This window comes from Neorhizobium populisoli (genome assembly GCF_019430945.1).
In the GTDB taxonomy this organism is placed as follows: Bacteria; Pseudomonadota; Alphaproteobacteria; order Rhizobiales; family Rhizobiaceae; genus Neorhizobium; species Neorhizobium populisoli.
This window is the reverse complement of the sequence record NZ_JAHYCB010000007.1, coordinates 150,722-170,540: the sequence shown is the minus strand read 5'-3', so window position 1 is coordinate 170,540 and position 19,819 is coordinate 150,722. Positions and strand designations below refer to the sequence as shown.

General features: G+C 60.7%; 18 protein-coding genes. 15 read left to right on the top strand and 3 right to left on the bottom strand.

The genetic code is table 11. The features are described 5' to 3' along the window. The first annotated feature begins 96 nt into the window (after window positions 1–96). The 13 genes from KX729_RS20890 to KX729_RS20830 all read left to right on the top strand — a co-directional run bounded on the left by KX729_RS20890 (window position 97) and on the right by KX729_RS20830 (window position 14,164). Window positions 97–621 (top strand): protease inhibitor Inh/omp19 family protein, encoded by a 525-nt coding sequence (locus tag KX729_RS20890; RefSeq protein ID WP_219744423.1) that lies wholly within the window; start codon window positions 97–99, stop codon window positions 619–621. A 28-nt stretch (window positions 622–649) separates the two neighbouring features. After that, a complete protein-coding gene (gene zapE, locus KX729_RS20885; protein WP_219744422.1) occupies window positions 650–1,813 on the top strand; it encodes a cell division protein ZapE in 1,164 nt (387 codons plus the stop codon). Between the two features lie 177 nt (window positions 1,814–1,990). After that, window positions 1,991–2,953 (top strand): malate dehydrogenase, encoded by a 963-nt coding sequence (mdh, locus tag KX729_RS20880; protein WP_219744421.1) that lies wholly within the window; start codon window positions 1,991–1,993, stop codon window positions 2,951–2,953. 38 nt (window positions 2,954–2,991) lie between these two features. Next, window positions 2,992–4,185, top strand: a complete 1,194-nt coding sequence (gene sucC, locus KX729_RS20875; protein WP_219744420.1) for an ADP-forming succinate--CoA ligase subunit beta — start codon at window positions 2,992–2,994, stop codon at window positions 4,183–4,185. Between the two features lie 19 nt (window positions 4,186–4,204). Next, window positions 4,205–5,107: a succinate--CoA ligase subunit alpha gene (gene sucD / locus KX729_RS20870; RefSeq protein ID WP_219744419.1), complete on the top strand. Its 903-nt coding sequence runs from the start codon at window positions 4,205–4,207 to the stop codon at window positions 5,105–5,107. Window positions 5,108–5,410: 303 nt separating this feature from the next. After that, window positions 5,411–8,407: a 2-oxoglutarate dehydrogenase E1 component gene (locus tag KX729_RS20865; RefSeq protein WP_219744418.1), complete on the top strand. Its 2,997-nt coding sequence runs from the start codon at window positions 5,411–5,413 to the stop codon at window positions 8,405–8,407. A 54-nt stretch (window positions 8,408–8,461) separates the two neighbouring features. Continuing rightward, window positions 8,462–9,706, top strand: coding sequence for a 2-oxoglutarate dehydrogenase complex dihydrolipoyllysine-residue succinyltransferase (odhB, locus tag KX729_RS20860; RefSeq protein WP_219744417.1), 1,245 nt, complete (start codon window positions 8,462–8,464; stop codon window positions 9,704–9,706). 18 nt (window positions 9,707–9,724) lie between these two features. Further along, the gene (locus KX729_RS20855; protein ID WP_219744416.1) at window positions 9,725–10,132 is read left to right on the top strand and encodes an MAPEG family protein; all 408 of its coding nucleotides are present in this window, start codon (window positions 9,725–9,727) and stop codon (window positions 10,130–10,132) included. Window positions 10,133–10,136: 4 nt separating this feature from the next. Beyond that, window positions 10,137–10,631 (top strand): hypothetical protein, encoded by a 495-nt coding sequence (locus tag KX729_RS20850; RefSeq protein WP_219744415.1) that lies wholly within the window; start codon window positions 10,137–10,139, stop codon window positions 10,629–10,631. Continuing rightward, window positions 10,628–11,380 carry an SDR family oxidoreductase gene (locus KX729_RS20845; protein ID WP_219744414.1) on the top strand — a complete coding sequence of 251 codons (753 nt, stop codon included), beginning with the start codon at window positions 10,628–10,630 and terminating at the stop codon, window positions 11,378–11,380. Before KX729_RS20850 ends, KX729_RS20845 begins: the two co-directional genes overlap by 4 nt. Before the next feature lie 89 nt (window positions 11,381–11,469). Next, on the top strand, window positions 11,470–12,876 hold the full coding sequence (lpdA, locus tag KX729_RS20840) for a dihydrolipoyl dehydrogenase (protein WP_219744413.1): 1,407 nt from the start codon (window positions 11,470–11,472) through the stop codon (window positions 12,874–12,876). A gap of 77 nt (window positions 12,877–12,953) precedes the next feature. Next, window positions 12,954–13,544 carry a YdeI/OmpD-associated family protein gene (locus tag KX729_RS20835; RefSeq protein ID WP_219744412.1) on the top strand — a complete coding sequence of 197 codons (591 nt, stop codon included), beginning with the start codon at window positions 12,954–12,956 and terminating at the stop codon, window positions 13,542–13,544. A 113-nt stretch (window positions 13,545–13,657) separates the two neighbouring features. Beyond that, the gene (locus KX729_RS20830; protein WP_219744411.1) at window positions 13,658–14,164 is read left to right on the top strand and encodes a cytochrome b; all 507 of its coding nucleotides are present in this window, start codon (window positions 13,658–13,660) and stop codon (window positions 14,162–14,164) included. 5 nt (window positions 14,165–14,169) lie between these two features. Here the strand turns inward: KX729_RS20830 and KX729_RS20825 are convergent, their stop codons facing one another. The 3 genes from KX729_RS20825 to KX729_RS20815 form a co-directional block, all read right to left on the bottom strand. Next, window positions 14,170–15,150 carry a TraB/GumN family protein gene (locus KX729_RS20825; protein ID WP_219744410.1) on the bottom strand — a complete coding sequence of 327 codons (981 nt, stop codon included), beginning with the start codon at window positions 15,148–15,150 and terminating at the stop codon, window positions 14,170–14,172. A 247-nt stretch (window positions 15,151–15,397) separates the two neighbouring features. Beyond that, complete coding sequence (locus KX729_RS20820; RefSeq protein ID WP_219744409.1) at window positions 15,398–16,477, bottom strand: TraB/GumN family protein; 1,080 nt, start codon at window positions 16,475–16,477, stop codon at window positions 15,398–15,400. Window positions 16,478–16,573: 96 nt separating this feature from the next. After that, on the bottom strand, window positions 16,574–17,509 hold the full coding sequence (locus KX729_RS20815; RefSeq protein ID WP_219744670.1) for a tyrosine recombinase XerC: 936 nt from the start codon (window positions 17,507–17,509) through the stop codon (window positions 16,574–16,576). Window positions 17,510–17,660: 151 nt separating this feature from the next. On the opposite strand from KX729_RS20815, the gene KX729_RS20810 reads away from it, so the two are divergent. Then, window positions 17,661–18,587 (top strand): lysophospholipid acyltransferase family protein, encoded by a 927-nt coding sequence (locus tag KX729_RS20810; protein WP_219744408.1) that lies wholly within the window; start codon window positions 17,661–17,663, stop codon window positions 18,585–18,587. A 42-nt stretch (window positions 18,588–18,629) separates the two neighbouring features. Beyond that, window positions 18,630–19,763, top strand: coding sequence for an AAA family ATPase (locus KX729_RS20805; RefSeq protein ID WP_219744407.1), 1,134 nt, complete (start codon window positions 18,630–18,632; stop codon window positions 19,761–19,763). Window positions 19,764–19,819 lie beyond the last annotated feature (56 nt).

Sequence of the window (19,819 nt, the reverse complement as noted above, 5' to 3'; positions counted from 1 at the left end):
TTGTTCCAGTACGACTTGATTAACCAAATCGCCTTACGATAATTCCGTCTCAATTGGATGGCATTGTAGGCGCGGACTGAGAGCAGGAGTGAAGTGATGCAGTTCAGATATGTTGCGACTGGCGTTGTCCTTGCAATGGCGCTTGCCGGTTGCCAACGTACCTCCTACAGCGATCTGCCGCCGCAGCCCGCGCCGCTTCAGGCGCAGCCGGTGCCGCAGGTGCAGGGTGGCCAGCTTCCGCCTCCGGGTCCGGCGGACCCTTCGCAGTTCCCGACGGCACCGCAGGGCAACCAGAACATGGCGGCCCTGAACCCGAACGCTCCGCCGCCGGCCAATGCCCAGGACGTCAAGAAGGAAACCATGGTCGGCAACTGGCGCGTCTCGAACGGCGGCGCTTCCTGCGACATGTTCCTGACACTGACCAATCTCGGCGGCGGTTCGCGTGGTGGTACCCGCGGCTGCGCCGGCGAGCTGACAGCGATGGGTTCGTGGGAAGTGTCGGGCAAGATGGTGCAGTTCAAGAACCGCGCCGGCGACGTGATCGGTCGCGTCTACAAGAGCGCCGAAAACCGTTACGATGGCACGATGAATTCCGGCCAGCCGGTCAGCCTCAGCCGCTAAGCGGCGCAAAGTCCCGAGGGCGTCCGGTTTGGAACCCATTCCAGAATACACGAGGAGCGTCGGCGAAGAGCTGAAGGCGCTGACCGCCTCCGGCACGCTGACGGCGGACGCCGCGCAGCTCAGCGTGGCTGCCAAGCTCGATCACGTTCTCACTTGCCTCAAGGAAACCAAGCCCGCCAAGAAGAAGAGCGCGCTCGGCTGGCTGTTCCACAAGGGCGGCGGCAAGCCGCGGGAGATCCGCGGGCTTTATGTGCATGGCAGTGTCGGGCGCGGCAAGACCATGCTGATGGACATGTTCTTCAAGAAGGTGCCGAACGAGAAGAAGCGGCGCCTTCACTTTCACGAATTCATGGCGGATGTGCATAACCGCATCCACGAACATCGCCAGAAACTGAAGCGCGGCGAGACCAAGCAGGCCGATCCGGTGCCGCCGGTCGCTGCCGCCCTGTTTGCCGAGGCGGAAGTGCTCTGCTTCGACGAATTCTCGGTGACCGACATCACCGATGCGATGATCCTCGCCCGCCTGTTCACGGAGCTGTTCGAGCTCGGCTGCGTGTTGATCGCCACATCCAACGTCGCGCCGGACAATCTCTACAAGGACGGCCTCAATCGCGGCCTGTTCCTGCCCTTCATCGCGCTCCTCAACAAATATGTCGATGTGGTAACGCTCGACAGCCCGACCGACTACCGCATGCAGAAGCTGGCCAGCCTGCCGGTCTATCTGACGCCGCTCGATGGGCGCGCCGATGCGGCGATGGAATCTGCCTGGCATCAAGTGACCGAAGGCAAGCGTTCGGAGCCCACCGAAATCCCCATGAAGGGCCGCAGCATCCATGTGCCGGCGGCGGCCGGCAGGGCGGCGCGTTTCGATTTCACCGATATCTGCGGCAAGCCGCTCGGCGCCTCCGATTACCTGGCGATCGCCGACCGTTTCGATGCGGTCTTCGTCGAGCATGTTCCGCAGCTCGGTCCCGAGAAGCGGAACGAGGCCAAGCGGCTGATCAACCTTGTCGATGCGTTTTACGATCACTCGGTGCGGCTTTACATCTCAGCCGCCACGGTTCCTGACGAAATACTGTTGGAAAGACGTGGTACCGAAGGCTTCGAGTTCGACCGTACCGTCTCTCGCCTGTTCGAGATGCGCAGCCCGGACTATCTCGCGCTGCATCACGAAAAGCGGCGCCGAGTTTAACGATTTGGTGACAGATTTTCTTACGTTTACGTAAGTTTTTTATCATCTAACCGATTGAAAAAACTCACCTCAAAATAATCGATTGCCATTTTTTCGAGATGGCGGTATGCGAACTGGCACATTGGCGAGCCTTGCCGTAGTTCGCCATGCATTCGGATCTCGAAAGGAAGCTTTTCGATGGCGCGCAAGAAGATCGCACTTATTGGTTCTGGCATGATTGGTGGCACGCTGGCACATCTCGCCAGCCTGAAGGAACTGGGCGACATCGTCCTCTTCGACATCGCCGACGGCATCCCGCAAGGTAAGGGCCTCGATATCGCCCAGTCCGGCCCGGTCGAGGGCTTCAACGCCAAGCTTTCCGGCGCAAGCGACTACGCTGCGATCGAAGGCGCCGATGTCTGCATCGTCACCGCCGGTGTCGCCCGCAAGCCGGGCATGAGCCGCGACGACCTGCTCGGCATCAACCTCAAGGTCATGGAACAGGTCGGTGCCGGCATCAAGAAATATGCCCCGAACGCTTTCGTGATCTGCATCACCAACCCGCTCGACGCGATGGTCTGGGCTTTGCAGAAGTTCTCCGGCCTGCCGAAGAACATGGTTGTCGGCATGGCCGGCGTGCTCGACTCGTCGCGCTTCCGCCTGTTCCTCGCTGAAGAATTCAACGTTTCCGTCCAGGACGTCACCGCCTTCGTTCTCGGCGGCCATGGCGACACGATGGTGCCGCTCGCCCGTTACTCGACCGTCGGCGGCATTCCGCTCACCGACCTCGTCAAGATGGGCTGGGTCACCAAGGAACGCCTCGAAGAAATCATCCAGCGCACCCGTGACGGCGGCGCCGAAATCGTCGGCCTGCTGAAGACCGGCTCGGCCTATTACGCCCCGGCCGCTTCGGCGATCGAAATGGCCGAATCCTTCCTCAAGGACAAGAAGCGCGTCCTGCCGGTCGCCGCTCACCTTTCCGGCCAGTACGGCGTCAACGACATGTATGTCGGCGTTCCGGTCGTTCTCGGTGCCGGCGGCGTCGAGCGCGTCATCGAAGTCGAATTCAACAAGGACGAAGAAGCTGCCTTCCAGAAGTCCGTCGGCGCTGTTGCCGGCCTCTGCGAAGCCTGCATCAACATCGCCCCGGCTCTGAAGTAAGCGCTGCGCCGAAGTCATAGAAACAGGGACCAAACCCCATGAACATTCATGAATATCAGGCCAAGGCTCTTCTGAAGAGCTACGGCGCGCCGGTTGCCGAAGGCGTGGCGATCCTGAAGGCGGACGAAGCCGAAGCTGCTGCCAAGTCGCTTCCGGGCCCGCTCTACGTCGTCAAGAGCCAGATCCATGCCGGCGGTCGCGGCAAGGGCAAGTTCAAGGAACTCGGCCCGGATGCCAAGGGCGGCGTTCGCCTAGCCTTCTCGATCGAGGAAGCCAAGAAGCATGCTGCCGAAATGCTCGGCAACACGCTGGTCACCGCCCAGACGGGTGAGGCGGGCAAGCAGGTCAATCGTCTCTATATCGAAGACGGTGCCGACATTGCTCGCGAACTCTATTGCTCGCTGCTGGTCGACCGTTCGGTCGGCCGCGTTGCCTTCGTCGTTTCGACCGAAGGCGGCATGGATATCGAAGCTGTCGCCCACGACACGCCTGAGAAGATCCACACGATCGCCATCGACCCGGAAGCCGGCGTAACGGCCGACGACATTGCCAAGATCTCCAAGGCTCTCGAGCTTTCGGGCGCGGCTGCGGAAGATGCAAAGTCGCTCTTCCCGATCCTCTACAAGGCGTTCAACGAGAAGGACATGGCCCTTCTCGAAATTAACCCGCTGATCGTCATGAAGAACGACCACCTGCGCGTTCTCGACGCCAAGTGCTCCTTCGACGGCAATGCGCTCTTCCGCCACGACGACGTCAAGGCGCTGCGCGACGAGACCGAAGAAGACGCCAAGGAAATCGAAGCTTCCAAGTGGGACCTCGCCTATGTTGCCCTCGACGGCAATATCGGCTGCATGGTCAATGGTGCCGGTCTCGCCATGGCGACGATGGACATCATCAAGCTGTACGGCAAGGAGCCGGCAAACTTCTGCGACGTCGGCGGTGGTGCCGGCAAGGAGAAGGTCGCGGCTGCCTTTAAGATCATCACGGCCGACCCGAAGGTCGAGGGCATCCTCGTCAACATCTTCGGTGGCATCATGAAGTGCGACATCATTGCCGAAGGCGTCGTTGCCGCGGTGAAGGAAGTCGGCCTCAAGGTTCCGCTCGTGGTTCGCCTCGAAGGCACCAATGTCGAACTCGGCAAGAAGATCCTGAACAAGTCCGGTCTGGCCATCACGGCTGCCGACGATCTCGACGACGCGGCGAAGAAGATCGTCGCGGCGATCAACGGCTAATCTAAAGGACCGGAACCCAATGTCGATTCTCGTCAACAAGAATACCAAGGTCCTGGTTCAGGGCCTGACCGGCAAGACCGGTACTTTCCACACCGAACAGGCTCTCGCCTACTACGGCACGCAGATGGTCGGCGGTATCCACCCGAAGAAGGGTGGCGAAACCTGGACCGGCTCGAAGGGCGAAAGCCTGCCGATCTTCGCGACCGTTGCCGAAGCCAAGGAACGCACCGGCGCAGACGCCTCGGTCATCTACGTTCCGCCGGCAGGTGCAGCCGATGCGATCATCGAGGCAATCGAAGCCGAGATCCCGTTCATCACCTGCATCACCGAAGGCATTCCGGTCATGGACATGGTTCGCGTCAAGGCTCGCCTCGACCGCTCCAAGTCGCGCCTGCTCGGCCCGAACTGCCCGGGCGTCCTGACGCCGGAAGAATGCAAGATCGGCATCATGCCGGGCTCGATCTTCCGCAAGGGTTCGGTCGGTATCGTTTCCCGCTCCGGCACGCTCACCTACGAGGCCGTGTTCCAGACCTCCAACGAAGGTCTCGGCCAGACGACGGCTGTCGGCATCGGCGGCGACCCGGTCAAGGGCACCGAATTCATCGACGTGCTCGAGATGTTCCTGGCCGACGAAGCCACGACCTCGATCATCATGATCGGCGAAATCGGCGGTTCGGCTGAAGAAGATGCGGCACAGTTCCTCATCGACGAAGCCAAGAAGGGCCGCAAGAAGCCGATGGCAGGCTTCATTGCCGGCCGTACCGCTCCGAAGGGCCGCACCATGGGTCATGCCGGTGCAGTCGTTTCCGGCGGCAAGGGCGATGCGGAATCGAAGATCGCGGCCATGGAAGCGGCAGGTATCAAGGTGTCGCCTTCTCCGGCCCGCCTCGGCAAGACGCTGGTTGAAGTCCTCAAGGGCTGACGCCACATAAAGGACACTCGCTGCCGCAATAGATAGGTGGCGATTGATCCTGCAAGCTTCGGGCAGGCGAAACGGTGCAAAACCTCGCCTGTCCAAGGTCTACACCGATCAATAGTGGCCGATGTGACGGCCGGTTATCGGAGTGAGGCCAATACAGCGTCACGAGTTGAGCGCTTACCGCTTCGGCGGCCCCAAACAGTAGACGACGAAATAACAGACGATAAGACCATAAGAAAATGCGGAGACGGGAGACCTCCCGGTTCCGATTACGTCAGGAGGCGGGCGCGGCGCCCGCAAAAAACCATGGCACGGCAAGAAGCCAACGAGCAGTTCCTCATCACCTCTTTCCTGGACGGGCAGAACGCAGCCTATATCGAGCAGCTGCATGCCCGCTACGAAGACGATCCGGCCTCCGTCTCGCCGGAATGGCAGGCCTTCTTCAAGGCACTCGCGGACAATCCGGACGACGTGAAGAAGGCGGCGACCGGTGCCTCCTGGCAGCGCAAGAACTGGCCGATCGCCGAAGGCGGTGATCTGGTCTCGGCGCTCGACGGCAACTGGCCGGTCGTGGAAAAGACCATCGAAAAGAAGGTCAAGGCCAAGGTCGAGGAAACCGCCGCGGCAGCCGGCAAGCCGGCAAGCGAAGCAGACGTGCTGCAGGCGACCCGTGACAGCGTTCGCGCCATCATGATGATCCGCGCCTATCGCATGCGCGGCCACCTGCATGCCAAGCTCGACCCGCTTGGCATTGCCAGCGCAGTCGAAGACTATAACGAGCTTTCGCCGTCGGCCTACGGTTTCACCGAAGCCGATTACGACCGCAAGATCTTCATCGACAACGTACTCGGCCTCGAATTCGCGTCCGTCCGCGAGATGATCGCCATCCTCGAGCGCACCTATTGCTCGACGCTCGGCGTCGAGTTCATGCACATCTCCAATCCGGAAGAAAAGTCCTGGATCCAGGAACGCATCGAAGGCCCCGGCAAGGGCGTCGAATTCACGCCGAACGGCAAGAAGGCTATCCTGTCCAAGCTGGTCGAAGCCGAGGGTTACGAGCAGTTCCTCGACGTCCGCTTCAAGGGCACCAAGCGTTTCGGCCTCGACGGCGGTGAATCGCTGATCCCGGCGCTGGAGCAGATCATCAAGCGCGGCGGCCAGGATGGTCTTGAAGAAGTCATCGTCGGCATGGCGCACCGCGGCCGCCTGAACGTCCTGACGAACGTCATGGGCAAGCCGCACCGCGCCGTGTTCCACGAGTTCAAGGGCGGCTCGTTCAAGCCCGACGAAGTCGAAGGTTCGGGCGACGTGAAGTACCATCTCGGTGCCTCTTCCGACCGCGAATTCGACGGCAACAAGGTCCACCTGTCGCTGACGGCCAACCCGTCTCACCTTGAGATCGTCAACCCGGTCGTTATGGGCAAGGCTCGCGCCAAGCAGGACATGCTGGCCAAGGTCTGGGAAGGCGACGTCATTCCGCTTTCCGAACGTTCCAAGGTCCTGCCGCTGTTGCTGCATGGCGATGCCGCTTTTGCCGGTCAGGGTGTGACGGCGGAAATTCTCGGCCTGTCTGGCCTGCGCGGCCATCGCGTCGCCGGCACGATGCATGTCATCATCAATAACCAGATCGGGTTCACTACCAATCCGGCCTTCTCGCGTTCGTCGCCCTATCCGTCCGATGTCGCCAAGATGATCGAGGCGCCGATCTTCCACGTCAACGGCGACGATCCGGAAGCGGTCACCTATGCTGCCAAGATCGCTACCGAATACCGGATGAAGTTCCACAAGCCGGTCGTCGTCGACATGTTCTGCTATCGCCGCTTCGGCCATAACGAAGGCGACGAGCCGGGCTTCACGCAGCCGAAGATGTACAAGGTCATCCGTGCCCACAAGACGGTCGCGCAGATCTATGCCGATCGCCTGATTGCTGAGGGCCACCTGACCGAAGGCGAATTCGAGAAGATGAAGGCCGACTGGCGCGCTCATCTGGAGGCCGAGTTCGAAGCCGGCCAGAGCTACAAGCCAAATAAGGCCGACTGGCTGGACGGCAACTGGTCCGGCCTGCGTTCCGCCGACAATGCCGACGAGCAGCGCCGCGGCAAGACCGCGATGCCGATCAAGGACCTGCGCGATATTGGTCGCAAGCTGGCGACCGTTCCGGAAGGCTTCAACGTGCACCGCACGATCAAGCGCTTCATGGAAAACCGCGCGCAGATGATCGACACGGGCGAGGGCATCGACTGGGCGATGGCGGAAGCTCTGGCTTTCGGTTCGCTCGCCGTCGAAGGCACCAAAATCCGTCTGTCCGGTCAGGATTGCGAACGCGGCACGTTCTCGCAGCGTCACTCGGTTCTCTACGATCAGGACACGGAAGAGCGTTACATCCCGCTCGCCAACCTGGCGCCGACACAGGCCCGTTACGAAGTCATCAACTCGATGCTTTCGGAAGAAGCGGTTCTCGGTTTCGAATACGGCTATTCGCTCGCCCGTCCGAATGCGCTGACCCTTTGGGAAGCCCAGTTCGGCGACTTCGCCAACGGTGCGCAGGTCGTGTTCGACCAGTTCATCTCGTCGGGCGAACGCAAGTGGCTGCGCATGTCCGGCCTCGTCTGCCTTCTGCCGCATGGTTATGAAGGCCAGGGTCCGGAACACTCTTCGGCCCGCCTCGAGCGCTGGCTGCAGATGTGCGCCGAAGACAACATGCAGGTCGCCAACGTCACGACGCCGGCGAACTACTTCCACATCCTGCGCCGTCAGACCAAGCGCGACTTCCGCAAGCCGCTGATCCTGATGACGCCCAAGTCGCTTCTGCGTCACAAGCGGGCCACTTCGGCGCTCAACGAGATGGCCGGCGAGTCCTCCTTCCACCGTCTCCTCTGGGACGATGCGGAGGTCATCAAGGACGGTCCGATCAAGCTGCAGAAGGATGCCAAGATCCGTCGCGTCGTGCTCTGCACCGGCAAGGTCTATTACGACTTGCTCGAAGAGCGCGAAAAGCGCGGTATCGACGACATCTACCTGCTGCGTATCGAACAGCTTTATCCGTTCCCGGCCAAGGCGCTGATCAACGAGCTGTCGCGCTTCCGCAACGCCGAAATGGTCTGGTGCCAGGAAGAGCCGAAAAACATGGGCGCCTGGGCGTTCATCGACCCGTATCTGGAATGGGTGCTCGCCCATATCGATGCCAAGTACCAGCGCGTCCGTTACACGGGCCGTCCGGCTGCCGCATCGCCGGCCACGGGTCAGATGTCCAAGCATCTGGCACAGCTCGAAGCCTTCCTCGAAGACGCGCTCGGCGGCTGATTCCAGCCGCCTCTCCCCTTCAAAGATTAAACCTGACAACTACGGAAACAGATCATGGCCACCGAAATCCGCGTCCCCACTCTCGGCGAGTCCGTCAGCGAGGCAACCGTCGGCACCTGGTTCAAGAAGGTCGGCGACACCGTAAAGGCCGACGAGCCGCTGCTCGAGCTCGAAACGGACAAGGTAACCGTTGAAGTTCCGGCGCCGGCTTCCGGCGTTCTGACCGAGATCGTTGCCGCCAACGGCGAAACCGTCGGCCTCGGCGCCCTGCTCGGCCAGATCGCCGAAGGTGCTGCCGGCACAGCCGCGGCCGCTCCGGCTGCCGCTGCCCCGGCCAAGGCTGCCGAACCTGCTGCCCCGGCTCCGGCTGCTGCTGCCGCACCGGCGCCTGCTGCTGCAACCTCCATGCCGGCCGCTCCGGCTGCGGCCAAGCTCGCTGCCGATAACAACGTTTCGACGTCTGATATCGACGGTTCCGGCAAGCGTGGCCAGGTGCTGAAGGGCGACGTGATCGCTGCAATCGCCAAGGGCCCGGCTGCTTCGGCTCCGGCCACTGCTGCTCCGGCTGCACCGCGTCCGGTTTCGTCTGCCGACGACGCGTCCCGCGAAGAGCGCGTCAAGATGACCCGCCTGCGCCAAACGATCGCCCGCCGTCTCAAGGACGCGCAGAACACGGCCGCCATGCTCACCACCTATAACGAGGTGGACATGTCGGCCGTCATGGACCTGCGCAACCGCTACAAGGACATCTTCGAGAAGAAGCATGGCGTGAAGCTCGGCTTCATGGGCTTCTTCACCAAGGCGGTCACCCACGCCCTGAAGGAAATCCCTTCGATCAATGCCGAGATCGACGGCACCGACATCATCTACAAGAACTACTGCCACGTCGGCATGGCTGTCGGCACCGACAAGGGTCTCGTGGTTCCGGTCATCCGTGATGCGGACGAACGTTCGATCGCCGGCGTCGAGAAGGAACTCGGCCGTCTCGCCAAGGCAGCCCGCGACGGTTCGCTGTCGATGTCCGACATGCAGGGCGGCACCTTCACCATCACCAATGGCGGTGTCTACGGTTCGCTGATGTCCTCGCCGATCCTCAACGCTCCGCAGTCGGGTATTCTCGGCATGCACAAGATCCAGGAGCGTCCGGTCGTCGTTGGCGGTCAGATCGTCATCCGTCCGATGATGTATCTGGCGCTCTCCTACGATCACCGCATCGTCGACGGCAAGGAAGCGGTGACCTTCCTCGTCCGCGTCAAGGAAAGCCTGGAAGATCCGGAACGTCTGGTTCTCGACCTCTAAGATAGGAAGGTTGAACCCATGCTCGGGGCCGCCGCAACGCCGTATATGACGCTGCTTGCCCTGAGCGTGGTCCTTCTCGTGTTTCATATCCTGCTGCAAGGCAGGTTTTCGACCCGCGAACTCGGTAACGAATGGAATGCCGGGCCGCGAGACGACGAGCGTAAGCCGCAGGGCAAGCTTGCAGGGCGCGCCAGCCGGGCCTCGAAGAATTTCCAGGAGACCTATCCGGCATTCATCGGGCTTCTGTTCGGTGTCACCATTACCGGCGACGCCTCGGGTTGGGGGCTGATCGGCGGCTGGGTGTGGTTCGTGGCGCGGATCGTCTACATTCCGCTCTATCTCGCGGGCATCCCCTATTTCCGGTCTTTCGTCTGGTTGATCAGCATGGTGGGAATGCTGGCCATGACGATCGCGCTGTTCCGGTGACGCCATGAGGAAAGCAATCAAGGTCGTTTCGCTTGCTCTCTGCCTGGTGCCCGGATGGGCGATGGCAGCGGAACGGTGCGTGATCGAGAAAGCGGTATTTGGCGAAGCAGATGCCGGCACGGTACTTGCCTTCAAACCGGTCGGTTCCGCCGCGGTCAGTCACCTCTTCACGGTGACCGGCGGTAAGCTGAAGCTCGATGGCCACGTCATGTATGACGACGAGTCGAAACGGCCGGCCGGCATGATCATGAACAACTGCCCGGAAGGCGATGCGACCGGCGCGGAGCTGCGCGCCTGCACCGTCTGGACCGGAGTTCCCTATGCCCTTGATGTGAAGAGCGGGCATATCGACATATTGGGCGCAGAAGGCTCTCAGGCGCCGGATGCGGTGCTGCTGCCGGGTATCGGCCCGGCTCTTCGGCATTCAAAGCTCTGGGACAAGAGCGGTCTCAAGGATATTCCCTGGGACCTCTACGAATTCAAGGAATGCAAGGCATGAGCGACGCCCCTGTTCTTCTCGTGACCGGCGGAAGCCGCGGCATCGGCGCGGCGGTATCGCTCATGGCTGCCGCCAAGGGCTGGCGCGTGGCCGTGAATTATGCCGCAAACCGCGAGGCTGCCGAAAAGGTGGTCGCCGAGATCAAGGCCGCAGGCGGTGATGCGATTGCGGTGCAGGCAGATGTCGGCAATGCGGCCGAGATCGTCTCGATGTGTCAGGCGGTAGACAAGCATTTCGGCCGGCTCGACGGGTTGGTGAACAATGCCGGCATCGTGGATCAGCCGCAGCGTCTCGACGAGATGAGCGTGGAACGTATCGAGCGGATGATGCGCATCAATGTGACCGGCTCGATCCTGTGTGCGGCGGAAGCCGTGCGCCGCATGTCGACGAAACACGGCGGCAGAGGTGGGTCGATCGTCAATATCTCTTCCATGGCGGTCAAGCTCGGTTCGCCGGGCCAGTATGTCGATTACGCGGCTTCGAAGGCGGCGATCGATACGCTGACGATCGGGCTCGCGCGCGAAGTCGCCATGGAAGGTGTCCGCGTCAACGCGATCCGTCCGGGCATTATCGATACGGACATTCATGCCTCCGGCGGCCTGCCGGACCGGGCGCGCGACATGGCGCCCAATATTCCCATGCAACGGCCGGGCAGGGCGGAAGAGGTGGCGGATGCCGTTCTCTATTTCCTCTCGCCGACGGCTTCATACACAACCGGCGCCATCATCGACGTGAGCGGTGGGCGCTAAGGCAATTCCGGCAAGTGGTCTTGTATCTGGAATTGCGATGAAACGAGAGAAGCGCGGCAGCGCAGAGATGAGAAGAAGGAAAGAGAACAATGGCATATGATGTCGTCGTCATCGGTAGCGGCCCCGGCGGTTATGTCTGCGCGGTGAAGGCCGCCCAGCTCGGCCTCAAGGTCGCAGTCGTCGAAAAGCGCGCCACCTATGGCGGCACCTGCCTCAACATCGGCTGCATTCCGTCGAAGGCGCTGCTGCACGCTTCGGAAATGTTCCATCAGGTCGCCCATGGCGTGGACGCTCTCGGCGTCGAGGTGTCGGCTCCGAAGCTGAACCTCGAAAAGATGATGGCCCACAAGGATGCCACCGTTAAGTCGAATGTCGACGGCGTTTCCTTCCTCTTCAAGAAGAACAAGATCGACGGCTTCATTGGCACCGGAAAGATCGTGTCGGCCGGCAAGGTTTCCGTCACCGGCGAAGACGGTAAGGTGCAGGAACTCGAGACGAAGAACATCGTCATCGCCACCGGCTCCGACGTTGCCGGCATTCCGGGCGTCAATGTCGCGATCGACGAGAAGGTCATCGTTTCCTCGACCGGTGCGATCGCGCTCGACAAGGTTCCGCAGAACCTGATCGTCGTCGGTGGTGGCGTCATCGGCATGGAACTCGGCTCGGTTTGGCTGCGCCTCGGCGCCAAGGTCACCGTCATCGAATATCTCGACAAGCTGCTCGGCGGCATGGACGGCGACGTATCCAAGCAGTTCCAGCGGATGATGGCCAAGCAGGGCATGGATATCCGCACCGAAGCCAAGGTCACCGGTGTCGAGAAAACCGCCAATGGCGCCAAGGTCACCTACGAGCCGGTCAAGGGCGGTGATGCGGTCACCGTCGAAGCCGATGTCGTGTTGATCTCCACCGGCCGCAAGCCCTATACCGAAGGCCTCGGCCTCGATACGGCCGGCGTCGCTCTGGATAATCGCGGCCGTGTCGAAATCGACGGCCACTTCAAGACCAATGTTGCCAGCATCTATGCGATCGGCGACGTGGTGAAGGGCCCGATGCTCGCCCACAAGGCGGAAGACGAAGGCGTGGCGCTGGCCGAAATCCTCGCCGGCCAGCATGGTCACGTGAACTACGACGTCATTCCGGGCGTCGTCTACACCCAGCCGGAAGTCGCTTCCGTCGGCAAGACCGAGGAAGAGCTGAAGGCTGCAGGCATCGCCTACAAGGTCGGCAAGTTCCCGTTCACGGCGAACGGCCGCGCCCGCGCCATGCTGGCGACCGACGGTTTCGTGAAGATCCTCGCCGACAAGGACACCGACCGGGTGCTCGGCGGCCATATCGTCGGCTTCGGCGCCGGCGAAATGATCCACGAGATCACCGTTCTGATGGAATTCGGCGGTTCGTCCGAAGACCTCGGCCGCACCTGCCACGCGCACCCGACCATGTCGGAAGCGGTGAAGGAAGCGGCACTCGGCACGTTCTTCAAGCCGATCCATATGTAATCGGTCGCTATCATCGCGCATTTGAAAAGGGTAGGATTCGTCCTGCCCTTTTTGCATTTTACCGAGGCCGTATCTGCATGACTGTGCTGACCAATCCCAAGATCGATGCGTTTCTGGACAGGGCGGAAAGCTGGCGCGAAGAATTCGCGAGGCTGCGTAAGATCGTGCTCGATTGCGGTCTCGATGAAGAGCTGAAATGGGGCCAGCCCTGCTATTCGCTTGGCAAGGCCAATATCGTTCTCATCCACGGTTTCAAGGAGTATTGCGCCCTGTTGTTCTTCAAGGGCGCGCTCCTGAAGGATCCGGACGGCATCCTCGTTCAGCAGACGGAAAACGTGCAGTCGGCGCGGCAAATCCGGTTTACTGGCGCGGCGGAAATCGCCCGGATGCAGAATCTGCTGAAGGACTATATCCAGCGGGCGATCGAGGTGGAAAAAGCAGGCCTGAAGGCTGAGTTCAAGAAGACCGCCGAGTTCGCGGTGCCGGAGGAGTTCCAGAGCAAACTGGATGAGCTTGCCGATTTGAAAGTCGCCTTCGAGGCGCTGACACCGGGGCGGCAGCGCGCCTACCTGCTGCATTTCTCGGGCGCCAAGCAATCCAAAACACGCGAGGCTCGTATCGAGAAGCACATGCCGCGTATCCTGGAAGGCAAGGGGCTGGACGATTAAACGCCGTCCCGCAATTCAGGATTAAATCTCGGTCATCTTTCCAAGCTGTAACTTGCAGGGCAGTTCGCGGCTTTTATACTTTCCATCAGCAAACCCTTGGAAAGGGCCGAGACATGACGCATTCTACACTGGTTTCATTTTCGCTGGCGCAGCGGATATTGCATTGGATCATGGCCGCGCTGATCGTCTTCAACCTGCTCGTCACCGACGCGATGGAGGAATATGCGAATGTCTTTTTCGGCGGCCGTACGTCGACGCCGGATCAGGTGAATGCGGCGAATATCCATGCCTATGTCGGTATCACTATTCTGGTTCTCGCGATCATCCGGCTCTGTCTCCGCTTGATCCAGGGTGTGCCGGCAGAACCGAAAGAGGAACCGGCGCTCCTGCGTTTTGTCGCGAAAACCAGCCACTGGGCCTTCTACGCGCTGTTCTTCGTCATGCCGTTTGCCGGCATCGGCGCCTATTATTTCGGAAACAAGACGGCTGCCTTCGCGCATGCCGGGCCGATGAAGCTGGTGATGTGGGCGCTGATCGCCGCGCATATTCTCGGCGCGCTGGTTCACCAATTCTATTGGAAGACGGATGTGGTGAAGCGGATGACGAGTGGGGTCCGGTAACTTCTCTAGTCGGCCCTTGTAACGGTATAGCCCTGCTTGCGAAACAGCTCGACCAGACCCTTTTCCCCCTGAAGATGCAGGGCGCCGACGGCGATGAAGGCGCCGCCCTCGGTCAGGAATCGGGCCGAGCGCTCTGCCATGAGATGGTTACGCTTGATCAGCATGGCGTCTTCGAATTCCGAGATGCCGCTTGTCGCAACGAGAGGATCGGAGGCATACCTTCCGGTCAGCATTGGCCAGATGAGGCTGAAATCGCCTGCCTCGTAAAGCTGGATCATCGTCTCGGTGAAATCCCTCGTCTGGACGCCGGACGTCACCATCGTGAGCAGGTTCTGTACCTGTTTTTCCGTCGAGACGCTGTTCATCGCTGCAAACTGCTCTTCGAATGTCTCCAGGCCTTCAAGGGGTATATCCTCATCGATGGCGTCGAAGGCGATCTGCATATCCAACATCTTTATGCCCTTGGCCTGGCGCTTGCCTTCGCAGCCCGTTCCCGCCAAAGTGGAGGAGATCAGCCAGGGCCGCATGCGGTTAACGGCGGACAGGACCATGCCTCTTGCCTTTAGGCCTGCGGCAAGCCGCTCGGCATCTTCCTTCGAAAGATAATCTTCGAGCCGTTTGCCGTCCGGCAGCCACATCATATCAGGCTGCATCAGGACGCGGCCCATGGCTTTCTTCATATCGAGCACTTCGGTCGATTCGACGATGACCACGCTGGCGTCATACCGGGCGTCCTCGACGCTTTCGGGCAAGTCCAGAACGCGCGGATCCGACACATGCATGGTGCCGAACAGATAGGAGGTGTCGAGGCCGTCCTTCTCGATCTTCCAGAATATGCCCTTGGCGTTGGGCACCTTGTCTCCCTGTGCAACGAGCTGCTCATATTCCGGCTGGTTTTCGGACTTCAGGGCCTCGACGAGGTTTTTACCGCTGCAGGCTTGGGTCTGAGCCAGCGCCGGAGAGGAAACAAACAGCAATGCCGACAAGCATGCTTGTAGCGCTCCGATACGAGAGACTTTCCGGAGTTCTTGGACCGTATTGGCGGATGCTGTGGAATGGCGGAAAAGACGCGATAAAGCCGAGCAGATCATTATAACCATCTGAAAATGACCGGCGGATCGGATGATCACCGGTTGGTGGATTTCCTATCAGTGGTTGGATGATTGCTGGGAATCGTGATCGACGCAACGGTTACTTTGAAGCTGCGCACATGTTCAGGTTGCCGTCTGAACGTCAGTTGATCGCCGTCACCGCAAAACCCTGTTTGCGCAGCAGTTCGACCAGGCCTTCTTCGCCCGGAAGGTGAGCGGCGCCGACCGCAATAAAGGTCGAACCATCGGCCAGGATCGGGGCGGCGCGTTCGGCCATCAGATGGTTGCGCTTGGTGATGATCAGGTCTTCGAAAGCGCCGTAGCCGGCATCGTCATCGGTGCCGTCGGGCGCGATCGCCTTGGTGAGCGGCGTCAGCACACCGATCTGCTGGGAAAGGTAGAGATCGGTCATGGTGAAGAAGAGGTCGTCCATCTTCTTGCCGAGCCGGATCGCTTCGACCATCGACTTGATATGCAGCTCGATCGGCAGCGAGTTGATCGCGTTGACCTGTTCTTCGAGCGTTTCGAGGCCTCTGATCTGCTTGCCCTCGGCAGCGGCCTGCAAGGCGATCTTCTTGTCGAGAAAGATGTTCTTCTCGCCCTTGCGGGCGAGTTCGCAGGCCGGTAGCGCCACGACGCCCATCAGCATCCACGGCTTCATGCGGGAGACGGCGGAATAGGTGATGCCACGGCTCTTCAAGCCGTCCTGCAAGGTCTTCAGGTCATCCTTGGAAAGCAGCGAATCGAGCGAGCGGCCATCGGTGAACATGGTCAGTTCCGGCTTCATCAGAAGCACGGCCATGCTCTTCTTCTCGTCGAGCACTTCATCGGATTCGACGACGATCGTCTTGGCGCGGGATTGAGCTTCCTGCGCGCCGAGCGGCATTTTCAGGACGCGCGGATCGGTGACATGCATCGTGCCGAGCAGGTAGGAGGTGGCGAAACCGGGTTTCTCGATCTTCCAGAAGATGTTCTTGCCATTCGGCACCTTGTCGCCTTCAGCCATGACCTGAGCGTAGGTCGCCGGGTTTTCAGCCTTCAGTTCCTCGAGCAGGTTCGCGCCGCTGCAGGCGGCCGTCTCAGCCCTTGCCGGCGATAGCGTGCCAAGCACCAGCAGGAAGGACAGGAGCGCCAACAGATGTGCAGCCGCAATCAGCCAGAGGGTAAGGTTCTGGGCATGCTTGAACAAGCTGCCGGCGGTCGGGGCAAAGGCGGGAGTCATCATGGCATCCGTCTGAAATGGTGCCGGCATATTAGGCTTGCGGGCTGCACAAGGGCTTAACGCGGCTGGTTAAAACTTCGTTCACGCGGTGGACGGTCAGGCGCGGGGATGGGCGCGGTCGTAGACTTCCAACAGGCGTGAGGAATCGACGCCGGTATAGATCTGGGTCGTCGACAGGCTGGCATGGCCGAGCAGTTCCTGAATGGTGCGCAGGTCTCCGCCACCGGCCAACAGATGGGTGGCGAAGGAATGGCGCAGCGCATGCGGCGTCGCGGTCTCCGGCAGGCCGAAGGCGCTGCGGAGCTTCTGCATTTCCCGCTGGATGATCGCTGGCTGCAGCGGCCCGCCACGGGCGCCGCGGAACAGCAGGTCGTCATCGTCCATATGGTAGGGGCAGAGTTTTCGATAAGCCGCCACCGCTTCCGTGACGATCGGCAGCAGCGGCACGATGCGTGTCTTGCCGCCCTTGCCGGTGATGCGCAGCGTTTTCGATCCGGCGGTGATATCGGCGGGCGTCAAGCCGAGCGCTTCGGAAATGCGCAGCCCGCAGCCGTAGAGGAGCGTCAGTACGGCGGCATCGCGGGCAGCGATCCAGGGTTCTTCCTGGAGCTGCGCATCGGTGGTGACAAGGTTCAAGGCTTGCCGGTCGGTGAGCGGCTTCGGCAAGGATTTCGGCTGTTTTGGCGCGCGGATGGCGCCGGCAGCGGCGGCGTTCGCGAGGCCCTGACGTTCTAGGTAACGCAGAAATGATCTGAGGCCCGCGAGATGACGGCCGAGCGAGCGAGCACCAGAACCTTCGCGGCGGCGGGCGGCCAGAAAGGCGCGCAGGTCTGCCGGGCGTAGCGTATGGATGTCGGCCAGCTTGGCCGGACCGCCGACATGGCCGGTCAAAAAGGTCAGGAATTGCCGCGTATCGCGCTCATAGGCGTCGAGCGTGTTCTCCGAAAGCCACCGCTCGTTGGCGAGGCTTCGAAGCCACTCATGACGCTTTTCCGTCACGTCGGGTGCGGCGATGATCAGCAGTTCGTTCATTTCCGGACCCGTTGAATTCGGAGCATCAGCGCCCCAGATTGCTGTGGACGGCGTTACGAATTTGCTAAAGATGAAATTGACGATTGTTAGTTTCGTCATGTTCGATCACGAGGCTTGAAGTATTGTTCAGGTCTCGTTTGCGGGAGTTTTTATGGAGCGACGTGCTTCTATGACCACCTTCGGCCAATTGGCGGAAACACTCGCACTCCTATCCCAGGGCAAGCCCGGACATATCGTCGATACGCTGATTGCCGAGCGCGGCCAGCGTATCGTGAAAAACCCGCTCTGGCCGGTCATGCGGCCTTTCCTCTACACGCTGCTGCGTTACGGTCGGGCGCTGAAATTTGCCAATGACATTCAGGGCAAGAGCGGTTTCCAGTCGTTTCAATATATGAGTGATCTGCTGAAGCTCGACGTGACGGTGGAAAATGCGGAGCGAATTCCGGAAAAGGGCGGCTTTATCCTCGTCTCCAATCACCCGACAGGCATTGCCGATGGCGTGGCGATCTTCGACCTTTTGAAGGCCAGGCGGCCGGATCTGATGATCTTTGCCAATCGTGATGCGGTGCGCGTCAACCCGCGCTTTGCCGAGATGATCATTCCGGTCGAGTGGCGCGAAGAGTACAAGAGCAAGCTCAAGACCCGCGAGACGCTGGTCTTGACCAACAAGACGGTCGAGGACGGCAAGGTGATGGTGCTCTTCCCCTCGGGTCGCATCGCCTTTTGGGAAAACGGCAAACTGAACGAACGCCCCTGGAAGACGTCGGCTGTGGGACTGGCGCGCAAATACAATCTGCCGATCCTGCCGATCCATATGCGGGCGCGCAATTCCGGCCTGTTCTACTGGTTCGCCAAATGGTCCACCGAATTGCGCGACATGACGGTGTTTTATGAGCTGCTCAACAAAAAGGGCAATCATTTCGATTTCACCGTCGGGCAGATGATCCAGCCGCATGAGTTGGAAGGCGATGTGGCGGATGTGACCAAGGCGCTGGAGCACCATACGGTGTTCGATCTGGGGGCGGATGGAGATGCGCGATTTACTCTGCCGCGTCGCGATCATCCCGTTGCGGCGTGAGCGTTCGCTTTTTTCCAGCTGAGCCCGTGGTATAGAGCCAGCATGCTGCTCCGCTCCATGTTTGCCCAGAATTACCGTTCGTTGCGCTCGATCCGCATGGATCTGGCCGGCGTCAATGTGTTCATAGGCGAGAACGGGGTGGGCAAATCCAATCTCTACCGCGCGTTGCAGCTGGTGCAGGCGGCGGCGCGCGGCACGCTGGCCTATGAGATCGCCGCGGAAGGCGGCATGGCCTCGGCGCTCTGGACGGGCAAGCGGCGGCTTGAGAAGAATTTCCGAATCAAGCTCGATATCGAGGTGCTGGACGAGGAGCGGGCGGTGACGTTCCGTTACAAGGTGGAGGCTGGGCTGAAGCCGCCGGGTGCAGCTGGCTTCGCTTTCGAACCAAATATCAAGGAAGAAGAACTATCGATGGAAGCCGGTTCGAGGCCGGTGATAATGATGAAGCGCGCCGGGCCCAGCATCATGGTGCGCGGTGATCACGGGCGGATGGAGGACTATCCGGAACAGGCGATGGTCTCGGAAACTGCTATCGCACTGCTGGGGGATGCCGGGCACTATCCCGCTGTCGGTGCCTTTCGGCGCGTTGTCGACAACTGGCGATTTTTTCATGGTTTCCGCACCGATCGCGATTCCCCGCTCCGGCAGCCTTGTCTTGCCGTAACTTCGCCATTGCTCGCGCAGGATGGCAGCAATCTCGCGGCTGTGTTTGCCACGCTGATAGGCAATCGCGGCGTGCCGGGGGAACTGGACGACGCGATCGCTGCTGCCATGGGAGGCGCCTCGCTCTCGTTTCCGGAGATCGGCGAATATGCCGAATTCGGTTTGATCTTCCCTGAGTTTCCCAAGCGGGTATTCCAGCCGCGCGAGCTTTCCGATGGTCAGATCCGCTTCCTCGGGCTGGCAGCAGCGCTGATGTCCTACCGCCAGCCGCCGCTGATCGCGCTTAACGAGCCGGAATCCAGCCTGCATCCGGATATGCTGGGACCGCTGGCCGATATGATCGCGCAGGCGGCGAAATCGAGCCAGATCTGGATCGTCACGCATTCCCAAATGCTTGCTTCCGCGGTGGAAGAACGCTGCGGCGTGCGGCCCAAACGGGTCATCCGCAAGGAAGGCGCGACATGGATCGAAGGCATGCGGCTGACGGGTGTGGTTGACGAAGAGGACGACTAGCCACCGGCAAATCGGGAAAGCCCGCTCTACCTACTTTGAAGCGCTATAGCGTCCTT